The organism is Umezawaea sp. NPDC059074 (assembly GCF_042738955.1).
GTDB lineage: Bacteria > Actinomycetota > Actinomycetes > Mycobacteriales > Pseudonocardiaceae > Umezawaea.
The window spans coordinates 1-11,667 of the sequence record NZ_JBHYHC010000206.1 but is presented as its reverse complement, the minus strand read 5'-3'; the positions used below and the strand labels follow the sequence as shown (position 1 = coordinate 11,667).

7 protein-coding genes are annotated in these 11,667 nt (G+C 65.4%); 6 read left to right on the top strand and 1 reads right to left on the bottom strand.

What is annotated here, in order from left to right; translation table 11 throughout:
* Positions 1-104: 104 nt before the first annotated feature.
* On the bottom strand, positions 105-1,940 hold the full coding sequence (locus ACFWW9_RS43795) for an acyl-CoA dehydrogenase (protein WP_390389165.1): 1,836 nt from the start codon (positions 1,938-1,940) through the stop codon (positions 105-107).
* A gap of 395 nt (positions 1,941-2,335) precedes the next feature.
* Here ACFWW9_RS43795 and ACFWW9_RS43790 point away from each other — a divergent pair, with 395 nt between their 5' ends.
* The 6 genes from ACFWW9_RS43790 to ACFWW9_RS43765 all read left to right on the top strand — a co-directional run.
* Positions 2,336-3,862, top strand: coding sequence for a sodium:solute symporter family protein (locus ACFWW9_RS43790; protein WP_390389164.1), 1,527 nt, complete (start codon positions 2,336-2,338; stop codon positions 3,860-3,862).
* A gap of 44 nt (positions 3,863-3,906) precedes the next feature.
* Positions 3,907-4,425: a DUF6886 family protein gene (locus tag ACFWW9_RS43785; RefSeq protein WP_390389162.1), complete on the top strand. Its 519-nt coding sequence runs from the start codon at positions 3,907-3,909 to the stop codon at positions 4,423-4,425.
* Between the two features lie 213 nt (positions 4,426-4,638).
* Positions 4,639-5,223: a DUF4232 domain-containing protein gene (locus ACFWW9_RS43780; RefSeq protein WP_390389160.1), complete on the top strand. Its 585-nt coding sequence runs from the start codon at positions 4,639-4,641 to the stop codon at positions 5,221-5,223.
* A gap of 546 nt (positions 5,224-5,769) precedes the next feature.
* Positions 5,770-8,322 carry an FxSxx-COOH system tetratricopeptide repeat protein gene (fxsT, locus tag ACFWW9_RS43775; protein ID WP_390389159.1) on the top strand — a complete coding sequence of 851 codons (2,553 nt, stop codon included), beginning with the start codon at positions 5,770-5,772 and terminating at the stop codon, positions 8,320-8,322.
* 391 nt (positions 8,323-8,713) lie between these two features.
* Positions 8,714-9,043, top strand: coding sequence for a trypco2 family protein (locus ACFWW9_RS43770; RefSeq protein ID WP_390389158.1), 330 nt, complete (start codon positions 8,714-8,716; stop codon positions 9,041-9,043).
* Positions 9,044-9,348: 305 nt separating this feature from the next.
* Positions 9,349-11,667 (top strand): hypothetical protein (locus ACFWW9_RS43765; protein WP_390389155.1); only part of this gene is annotated, 2,319 nt, incomplete at its 3' end.

Genomic DNA, 11,667 nt, shown 5'->3' with positions numbered 1-11,667 from the left:
TACGTCGTGGGCTGCTTCAGTTGTGTAAAACAGCCAGCCCACAAGTCCGAAACGGAGATGGCGGGCCCCCCGAGACCGACCGGGAGCGCCGCCTTCTCGTTGCGTCAGAACGAGTTCTCGTCCACGTCCATCAGCGAGTTGTCCGTCGACTCGGCGATCTTGCGGCGCGAGGTCAGCTCCGGCAGGACGGTCCGGGCGAAGAACGACGCCACGGCGACCTTGCCCTCGTAGAACGCCTTGTCCTTGGCGGACACCGGTTCCGCGAGCTTCGCCAGCGCGACCTCGGCCTGGCGCAGCAGCAGCCAGCCGACGAGCACGTCGCCCGCGGTCATCAGCAGCCGCACCGAGTTCTGGCCGACCTTGTAGATGTTGCGGACGTCCTCCTGCGAGCTGGTCAGGAACCCGACCAGCGCGCCGAGCATGCCCTGGAGGTCCTGGAGGGCCTGCGCGAGCAGCGCCCGCTCCTCCTTGAGGCGACCGTTGCCGCCCTCGTTGTCGAGGAACTTCTGGATCTCGCCGTTGATGTGGCCGAGCGCCTGGCCCTTGTTCCGGATGATCTTGCGGAAGAAGAAGTCCAGCGACTGGATCGCGGTCGTGCCCTCGTACAGCGAGTCGATCTTCGAGTCGCGGATGTACTGCTCGATCGGGTAGTCCTGCAGGAAGCCCGACCCGCCGAGCGTCTGCAACGACTGCGCGAGCTGCTCGTACGCCCGCTCGGAGCCGACGCCCTTCACGATCGGCAGCAGCAGGTCGTTGACCGCGCCCGCCAGCTCCTTGTCCTCGCCGCCGAGCGCGATCCGGTCCTGGTACGTCGCCGTGTACAGGTACACCGCGCGCAGGCCCTCGGCGTAGGACTTCTGGAGCATCAGGCTGCGCCGGACGTCCGGGTGGTTCGTGATCGCCACGCGCGGGGCGGTCTTGTCCGTCATCCGCGTCAGGTCCGCGCTCTGCACGCGCTCCTTGGCGTAGGCCAGCGCGTTGAGGTAGCCGGTCGACAGCGTGCCGATCGCCTTGGTGCCGACCATCATCCGCGCGTGCTCGATGACCTCGAACATCTGCGCGATGCCGTCGTGCACCTCGCCCAGCAGCCAGCCCTTGGCGGGCACGCCGTGCTGGCCGAACGTCAGCTCGCAGGTCGTGGAGACCTTGAGGCCCATCTTGTGCTCGACGTTGGTGACGAAGGCGCCGTTGCGCTCGCCCAGCTCACCGGTCTCGCCGTCGAAGTGGAACTTCGGCACCAGGAACATCGAGAGGCCCTTGGTGCCGGGCCGCGCCTCGATGCCGGGGCCCTCGGGCCGCGCCAGCACCAGGTGCATGATGTTGTCGGTCAGGTCGTGGTCGGCCGACGTGATGAACCGCTTCACGCCGTCGAGGTGCCACGACCCGTCCTCCTGGAGGACGGCCTTCGTGCGGCCCGCGCCGACGTCGGAGCCCGCGTCGGGCTCGGTGAGCACCATCGTGGCGCCCCAGCCGTGGTCGATGCAGGTCTTGGCCCAGACCTTCTGCTCCTCGGTGCCGTTGTTGTAGACGACGGAGGAGAAGCTCGGGCCCGCCATGTACATGTACGCGGCCGGGTTCGAGCCCAGGATCAGCTCGGACGCCGCCCACTGCACCGACGGCGGCACGCCGTAGCCGCCCAGCTCGTTGGACAGCGAGAGGCGGTACCACTCGCCGTCCCACAGCGCCTGGTACGACTTCTTGAACGACTCGGGCAGCGTCGCCGAGTGCGTCTTGGGGTCGAAGACCGGCGGGTTGCGGTCGGAGTCCACGAACGAATCCGCCAGCGGGCCGACGGCGAGCTTGTTCAGCTCGGCCAGCACCCCGCGCGCGGTCTCCTCGTCAGCCTGCTCGAACGGCCCCGTGCCGAGGTGGTCCTGCACGTTGAAGACCTCGAAGAGGTTGAACTCCAGGTCCCTGACGTTGCTCTTGTAGTGGCCCATCTCGTCACTCACTCCCGAAAGGTGCGGGGCCTGTCCCCTACTGACCGGTAACAACAGGGTATTACCTGTCGGTAACCCCGGCAAGGCCGAACACCCGCCTGTGTTCGCGACCACGCGTCCGAAGGCCCTGCTGAAGATCGACATCCGACGCCCCGCGCGCTCGTGACGGACCGTGACAACACCCCCATTCGGGCGTAGTCGCGAGCCCTCAACCTCCACGTATGTGAACAAGGGTCACAAACGTGACTCGGTTCCCTGTCAAGTACTTCCGCAGGCCGCAACAGGCTCGTAAGACCTACGTCACATCTCCCGTGTGGATGAGCTGGGCACCGCCGCCCGTGTCGCTCAGCGCATCCGGACGGGCGCCGCACTTGCTGTGCACACCAGGAGGTCTCATGGGCACCCTCGACTGGGTAGTGGTCGTTGGGTACTTCTTCGTCATGGTGGCCATCGGTATTTGGTCGCGCGGGCGGGTCAAGAACATCGCCGACTTCTTCACCGCCGGCGGCAAGATGCCGTGGTGGCTGTCCGGCATCTCGCACCACATGTCCGGCTACAGCGCCGTCATGTTCGTCGCCTTCGCCGCCGAGGCGTACCGGTTGGGCCTCACGGTCTACATCTGGTGGTCGCTGACCATCGGCATCGGCGTGGGCATCGGCGCGTTCCTGTTCGCGGGCCGGTGGAACCGGTTGCGCGCCAAGCACAACGTGGCCTCGCCGCTGGAGTACCTGGCCCGGCGCTACAACGTGCCGACCCAGCAGCTCATGGCCTGGTGCGGCGCCGTCCTCAAGGTCGTCGACATCGCGGCGAAGTGGGCCGCCGTCTCGATCCTGCTGCGCGGCTTCGCGGGCGTGCCCATCACGTGGGGCATCGTGCTGATCGGCCTCGTCACGATGGTCTACTCGGTGCTGGGCGGCCTGTGGGCCGACGCGCTCACCGACATGGGCCAGTTCGTCATCCAGGGCGCCGCGGGCATCGCGATGTTCGTCGCGGTCGCCGCGCACCTCGGCGGCATCGACTTCATGTGGACGATCTGGGACAAGCTCCCCGAGTCCCACAGCGACCCGCTGTCCGGGCCGTACACGTTCACGTTCTTCATGGCGCTGTTCCTGATCAAGACGCTCGAGTACAACGGCGGCATGTGGAACCTGGCGCAGCGCTACATGGCCGCGCCCTCCGGCGCCGCGGCGAAGCGCTCGGCGCTGCTGTCGGCAGGCCTGTGGCTGGTGTGGCCGCTGGTCCTGTTCTTCCCGATGTGGGCCGCGCCGCTGATCGTGCCGGGCATGGACGCCAACGCCGAGCAGGCGTACGTCGAGATGGGCAAGGCGATGCTGCCCGCGGGCATGGTCGGCCTGGTCCTCGCCGGGTTCTTCTCGCACACCATGGCGATGGTGTCCTCGGACGCGAACGTGATCTCCGCGGTCATCACGCGGGACATGCTGCCCAAGCTGTGGAAGGGCATCACGAGGCTGACGTCCGACGCCCAGCTGAAACTGGCCAGGGTCACGACGTTCCTCTTCATCGGGCTCAGCATGATCATCGCCATCACGTCCGGCGGCCAGGGGTTCGTCCTCAAGGTGGTGGTCGACCTCGTGGCGGCCACCATGGGCCCGATCGCGATCCCGCTGATGCTGGGCCTGCTCCCGTGGTTCCGGAAGTTCGGCCCGTCCGCGGCCATCGCCTCGGTCGTCGGCGGCCTCGGCGTGTGGGCGTTCCTCTACATCGAGCAGATGCAGAAGGCCGCCTTCGTCACGAAGGGCGTCCTGGTGGCGACCCCGCTGGTCGTGTCGCTGATCCTGTACATCGCGTTCGGCCTGCTGAAGCCCGAACCCTCAGCGGACCGCGACGTCCTCCTCGAATCGCTCGACTCCGACGACGAGTCCAAGCCCGCGGGTGAGGAACCCGCGACCGTGAAGGCCTGACCGTCGAGGGGCCGCCCCACCGGGGCGGCCCCTACCTTTTCGGTATGAGACCCGACCCGGGCGAGGTCCTGCATTTCTCGGAAGACCCCACCATCACCCGCTTCCTCCCACACGTGGCCTCCACGGCCCGCCAACGAACCCCATACGTCTGGGCCGTCGACCACACCCGCAGCCCCGACTACTGGTTCCCCAGAGCCTGCCCCCGTGCGATGGCCTGGTCCCCCACGGCCCACCCGCTCCTGAGCCCTGGCACGACCCGCCTGCACGCCATCGAGTACGGCTGGCTGGAACCCCTGCGCACCGTCCGCCTCTACGCGTACCGCCTACCGGCCACCGCCTTCACCCCGTTCGGCACCGGCGAACCCCACGCCCACGTGGCCACCATCCCGATCACCCCGCTGGGCCCACCGGAACCGGTCGGCGACCTCCTCCACCTGCACGAGGAGGCAGGCATCGAACTCCGCGTCCTCCCCACCCTGTGGCCACTGTGGGACACCATCACCACCAGCACCCTTTCGTTCAGCGGCATTCGCCTGGGAAACGCGCTGCCACGGTCTCCGTGACAATTCTTGTTTACCGGTCCTCGTTGTGGGTAAAGCGGGGATCATCCGAGACGGAATTGGGGTTACTCTCGGCACTTTCAGGCTTCTGAACTGGGGAAATGCGTTCTTGTGGTGAGGTTGTTCGCCGTGGCGCACATCACTTCGAGGCATCCTGATCGGACCCTCGAACATCCTTTAGGCATAGCTCGAAACGATTGCCAAAGGGGAGATGCAATGCGCCGCACCATGGTTCTCAAGGGTTCCGCCGCGATCGTGGCCGTGACCGCCGTAGCCGCCGTGTCCGCCTGCTCCACGGCCGGTTCGAGCACCGCCACCCAGACCCACGGCCCGAGCCCGACGCAGGCCGCCACGAGCGGCGCGGAGGGCTTCTCCGCCAAGCAGGCGGGCAAGCAGGAGACCTGTCAGCAGGTGGAGGCCTCGATCGGCGACCCCCTGCCGTCGGACAAGACGCAGTCGAAGGTCGGCCTGACCATGGTCAACACCGGCACGACCACCTGCGTCCTCCGAGGCTTCCCCGGCGTCCGCCTGACCGGCAAGGACAACCTCCCGTGGGACCTGACCCGCACCAACGACCCGGTGGTCGACGTCACCCTGGCCCCCGGCGCGGGCGCGATCAGCTACCTCACCTACCTGCCCACCACCGACCCGTCCGGCTGGGCCGTGGCAACCCTCCAGGTAACGCCCCCGAACACCACCGCCACCCAGACCCTCGACTGGAAGCTGGGCAAGGTCGTCCTCCAGGACGCCGCAACCCACCCCGGCACCTACATCGGCCCTACCGTGGGCCTGCTCGGCTGAGCACCGCACGACGAAGGCCCAGGAGAACTCGTTCTCCTGGGCCTTCGTCGTGGAGCGGGTGACGGGAATCGAACCCGCCTCTACAGCTTGGGAACCCGATCAGCCGGTGCTGATCGCAGCTCTGACCTGCGTGGGTCTGGTGTCGTTGCTACGCGCTACCTACCCCTGTTGACCTGCGGTTAGTGCACGTGGAGCGCACGCCGATCCGCAGTGGCAGGACCAGCAAGATCCTTGCGGAGGATCTTGGCACTACAGCCACAGACCAGCCTGACCTGGAGCTTTCACTCACGCGAGGCCTCGGTACTGCTTAATGTTCTGTCCCTGTTCCGCAGAATCACCTAGGTCAGGCGGCCTGTGACAGTCGATGAAGGTCATCGCTAGCCACCGAGGTTGCTGCACTGCACCACCCTGACTTGGCCTGACGCGAAGTCAGGCACCCGTCCCGCCTGCTCGGTCATCTGGGTACACGGTGGCCTACAACTCCTCGTAACCCACTGCGCAGCGGCGACGATGTGGTCGGGTACAGGCTGTGAGGAGTGGTGTCCGGTGGCGGACGAGTGGGACTTCTTCGTCTCATATACGGCGACGGACCGGTCGTGGGCGGAGTGGGTGGCCTGGCAGTTGGAGGAGGCTGGGCACCGTGTCCTGATCCAGGCATGGGACATGGTGCCGGGCAGCAACTGGGTCAACTCCATGCACGAGGGCGTCCAGAAGGCCGCCCGCACGATCGCCCTGCTGTCCCCGGCCTACCTGAACTCGGTGTACGGCACGATTGAGTGGCAGGCGGCATGGCGGGACGACCCGCTGGGCGAGGAGCGCAAGCTACTGGTGTTCCGGGTGGCGGAGTGCGAACGACCAGGCCTGCTAGGGCCGGTGGTGTCGCAGGATCTATTTGGGCTGCTCGAGGGTGCGACTCGTCGGCGTCTGCATGACGCGGTCAACGCCGCGGTCACCGGCCGGGCGAAACCCACAGTACCTCCTGGGTTCCCCGGCGCTGGCCGGGCGATCGCGACGGAACCAAGGTTCCCCGGCGGATTCCCGGAAGTGTGGAACATTCCGCCGCGCAACCCGAACTTCACCGGCCGCGCCGAGTCACTGACCCGGTTACGGGAGGTGATGCGCTCGTCAGCGGCTGTGGCGGTGCACTCGCTGCGTGGTATGGGTGGGGTGGGTAAGTCGCAGCTCGCGATTGAGTACACCTATCGGTTCGCCGATGACTTCGACGTGGTGTGGTGGATTCCGGCTGAACAACCCTCGTTGATCCCCAACCACCTCGCGAACCTGGGCGAGAAGCTTGGCGTTCCGGCTAGGACAGACCTTGTGTCGATGGTCTCGGCTGCGTACGACGTGTTGCGTGGGCGAACGCGGTGGCTGTTGATCTTCGATAATGCCGAGGATCCCGTCACGCTGCGGGAGTACCTGCCGCCCAGCACCGGACAGGTGGTGATCACGACTCGACGTGCGGGGTTCAGCGCTTTGGGAGCCGAGTTGAATGTGGACGTCCTGGACCCAGCCGAAAGTATTGCGTTGCTTAAGCGCCGATTGCCGACCATCACCGACGACCAGGCGGTGGAGTTGGCGGACGAGTTAGATGGCCTGCCGTTGGCGATCGAGCAAGCCTCTGCTTACATGATCACTACCGGCCTCGCCGCCCCTGCCTATCTCGAGTTGATGCAGACTCACGCGACCGAGATGATCGGTCGAGGTCGAGTAGCGGGCCGCGAGGACACGTTGGTGACGTTATGGGATTTGTCTCTGTCCACGCTCACTCAACAGCAACCAGCTGCGGTGACCTTGCTGGACTTACTTGCTTATCTGGCTCCTGAGCCAGTCCCGCTTAATCTATTCACCGATCACTCGAACGAACTATCCACACCGCTGGCTGAAGCTGTGGCAAGCCCAGTCGCCTTTGCTGATGTGGTTGGAGCGTTAGTCGACCACTTCCTGGTCCGCCGCACCGCTGACGATTTAACCATCGTCCACCGACTGCTTCAACAGTCAATACGTAGCAGACACACTGCCACCTGGCCGCCGGAGGGTGCAGCTCATCTGAGGATTATCGCACAGAATTTGCTTGTAGCCGACTTGCCGAACACGATCATGAGTGCGCCGGAAAATTGGCCCCGATGGAGGGCGTTGCTCCCGCACGTCCTGGCTTCTTGTGAAGAATTCCAAGCGCATTCGGTCAAAGCTACTGACAATGAGTCTTGGCTGCTCGATCGCGCCGCCACTTACCTACGAGTTCACGGGCAACCTGTAGATGCCAGAATTCTGTTTGAGCGTGCCCTAGCCATTGACGAGGCCACGTACGGACCCGTCCACCCCATCGTCGCCACCGCACTGAGCAACCTCGGCGGTGCAGTGCGCGATCTCGGCCAACCTGCCGACGCTAAACCCCTTTACGAACGTGCGTTGGCCATTGACGAGGTCACATACGGACCCGACCACCCCGACGTCGCCACCGCACTGAACAACCTCGGCGGTGCAGTGCGCGATCTCGGCCAACCTGCCGACGCTAAACCCCTGTTTGAGCGTGCCTTGGCCATCACCGAGGCCACGTACGGACCTGTCCACCCCACCGTCGCCATCCGCCTGAACAACCTCGGCGGTGCACTGCGCGATCTCGGCCAACCTGCCGACGCTAAACCCCTTTACGAACGTGCCTTGGCCATCGCCGAGACCACGTACGGACCCGACCACCCCGACGTCGCCGCCTCGTTGAGCAACCTGGGCGGTGCACTACGCAGCCTCGGCCAACCTGCCGACGCTAAACCCCTTTACGAACGTGCCTTGACCATCGCCGAGACCACGTACGGACCCGACCACCCCACCGTCGCCGCCTCGTTGAGCAACCTCGGCGTCGCACTGAGTGACCTGAGCCAACCCGCCAACGCCAAACTCTTGTTTGAGCGTGCCTTGGCTATCGACGAGGCCACGTACGGACCCGACCACCCCACCGTCGCCATCCGCCTGAGCAATCTCGGCGTCGCACTGAGCAACTTGGGTCAACCCGCTGACGCCAAACCTCTCTACGAACGGGCCTTGGCCATCAACAAAACCACGTACGGCCCCGATCACCCCGACGTCGCTTCGCGTTGAGGAACCTCGGCGTCGCACTGAGCGACCTGAGCCAACCCCTGTTTGGGCTCGCTGAACGTGTTCGCAACGCCCCTAAAGCTGGAAGTTCCATCGTGCGGAACTGAGTCTCTCAGCAGAGAATGCCACTGAACTGCGCCTTTGACTTCAGGTGGCTACTTGAAGATGGCTTTTGTTCCGTGCATGTTCTGTAGCCCCGCCAAGATCTTCGAGGGCAAGCCTGTGGGCTGGTCGACGCCGCCAAGGCGTTGAGCTGTTCACGGGTGCGGCAGCCGAGCGCCCCCGGCCACCGATCGGGTCGACCTGGGTGCGCTCGTCCCGTCTACCGATCGTCACGGGAGTTGCCCTCAACTGGTCGCTGTAGCGGTATCGGTCCACCGCGCGACAGTTGGGTATGGAGATCGAGTTGGCGGACGCGGTGGCTGCGGTGCGGAACGAGTTGCTGGAAGCCGTGACCTATGGGCTGGGGCAGGAGATCGGGTTCGTGGTGGGGCCGATCGAGTTGGAGTTCGCGGTGGAGTTGAAAGCTGACGTAAAGGTCGCGGGGAAGTTCAAGGCGTGGGTGGTGTCCGCCGATGTGGGGGCTGGTGTCTCGCGAGGCACGACGCACAAGGTGAAGGTGTCGCTGACGCCGAAGGACAAGAGCGGTGGGGACCTGCGGGTACATGGTTCAGTGCCTCGGGCGGCGGGGCCTGGTGATGTGTCCGGTCGTATCCAGCCGTGATCTGACCGACTGATCAGGGGCCGGAGGCCGAGGTGCAGAGGGATCGGGTAGTCGGGGTCGCCGCCGTTGGACGTCCAGGCTCGGGATACGTGGTCGGCCCACAATTGGTTCTCACATCGGCCCATGTGGTCGGTGCGCTGGGCTCGACGGTAGAGGTGTTCTTCCCCGGCCGTTCCGGCTTGTTCACGGGAACTGTCGTGTGGTGTGGAACACCTGATGGTGTCGATGACGCGGCCCTGGTACGCGTCCACACCTCCCCGGAGTGGGTGCCGCCGCGCAGTCGACCCGTCGCGTGGGGGCAATTGGTGACCACCAGGACGGGAATCCCGTGTGAAACGTGGGGTGTACCGGACAAGGACCAGCGCCCCGGTGCCGCAGTGGAGACCGCGCATCCTTCGGGAAAGCTCAATCCCGGTGATCGAGAAGTGGCCAATCGGTATGTGATGGCGGTGGACGGGCACCCGCCGACGCCCTTGAAGGACGGCCGCTCGCCGTGGGGCGGGTTGTCAGGTGGGGCGTTGTTCTGCGGTGACCTTCTAACAGGGGTGATCACGGCGGATGAAGAGTATGGCGGGCACTCGCGGTTGGTGGTGGTGCCGACGTATGCGCTACACCAGGCAGAGGGATTCCGGGATGTGCTGGCCGAGCACACCGATAGCCAGACCATGGTGCTGGCACCAGTGGAGTTCCAGTCGTTGACAGAGGCTCCCTCTGCGGTCCTGCCCGGTGAGTTGCCGTCCCCCGGTTGGTTGCTGGTCGCGGGGTTGAAGGTGGTGCCGTTCCGTGGTCGTTCGGAACTGTTGGCCGAGCTGAACGACTGGGCAGGGACCGACGGTGCTGGAGTGTTTTTGCTGCATGGATCGGGTGGACAGGGCAAGACGCGACTGGCCCATCAGGTAGTCGACGAACTGGTTGACCATAGGTGGGCGGCGGTGTGGTTGGACCCGCACCGCACGGAGGCGGAGTTGGAGGTGTTGTCCGATTCTGCAACGCCGACAGTGGTGGTCGTGGACTACGCCGAGACTCGAACACCCCAGGTCAAGGCAATGCTTCGAATGTGCGTGCGGCACGGTGGTGCAGTGCCCATGAAGGTGCTCCTATTGGCCCGAACCGCCGGGGAGTGGTGGGAACGGCTGGGATCGTCGTCGGATGCCGCGTCGATGTTGTTAGCACGCGCGGGTGTCCGCCTGCTGGAGGAGTTGGAGCCCGAGGCCAAAGGACGGGCGGTTGCCTACCGGGAAGCGGTGCGGGGGTTCGCGGGTGCGTTGCCGAAGGTGAACGGACAAGCTGGGTACCCCTGGACAGTGATCGCATCCGGTCTCCCGGACCCGGCACCGACCCGACTGGGGTTGGAGGGTGCGCTGACACTGCACATGACTGCATTGGCGGACCTGCTGGACTCTGCGGCTGCGCCTTTTCAGGAAACAGCCACGGTGCGCGTGGCGGCAGGCGGCGCGCCCGAGGAGGTGGAGGATCGCCTTCTCCGTCATGAGCAGCGGTATTGGCAAACCGCGGCCGAGACGCGGACCCCGTCTGTGGTGTTCGAGCAGTCGACGTTGCACGACGTGATGGCCGCTGTAGCTCTGCTCGGGGCGGACAGCAGGGACACGGCCGATGACTTGTTGCGGAGGATCGAGGGCCTGGAGGATCAGCCTCGGGACCGCCGGAATTCGGTGTTGAAGTGGGTTGCCAGTCTGTATCCGGCATTGGGGGACATTCCGTTCGGTTCGATCCAGCCGGATCGATTGGCGGAGCGTTTCGTGGGCCGTCACGTGCGGCAGCGTCCGGGAATGGTGGATCGTCTTATTGTGGGGATCGACGGAACACGGTTGGAGCGGTTGCTGACTTTTTACTGCCGTGCGGCGTCGCATCGGGTATTCGGTGGTGTGCTGGATGACGGGTTGACGTCGTTGTGTGCGCGGCATGTTTCGGAGCTGGGTCCAGTGGCGATCGAGGTAGCTACCCAGGTGGAGTCACCGCGGCCGTTGATGCAGGCGTTGGAACTCATCGGTGATGACAATGCCACCGATCTCGCGACCCTCATGCTGCTGGCTGATCATTTGCCGCTGTCGAGTCATCGTCTTGCGGAGTGGGCGGCGCGAATTGGGGAACGTCTGGTTCACGAACATCGTGAATTGGCCGAGGCACGACCCGACGCGTTCCTCCCTCACCTCGCCACCAGCCTCAACAACCAGTCCATCCGGTTGGCCAACCTCGGGCGGCGGGAGGAAGCACTCGACGCCGCCACCGAAGCCGTCAACATCCGACGCAGCCTGGCCGAGGCACGACCCGACGCGTTCCTCCCCAACCTCGCCGGCAGCCTCAACAACCAGTCCGTCCGGTTGGGCGAGTTGGGGCGGCGGGAGGAAGCACTCGACGCCGCCACCGAAGCCGTCAACGCTTACCGCGACCTGGCCGAGGCACGACCCGATGCGTTCCTCCCCAACCTCGCCGGCAGCCTCAACAACCAGTCCATCCAGCTGGCCAACCTCGGGCGGCGGGAGGAAGCACTCGACGCCATCACCGAAGCCGTCAACATCCGACGCAGCCTGGCCGAGGCACGACCCGACGCGTTCCTCCCCGACCTCGCCGGCAGCCTCAACAACCAGTCCAACCGGTTGGCC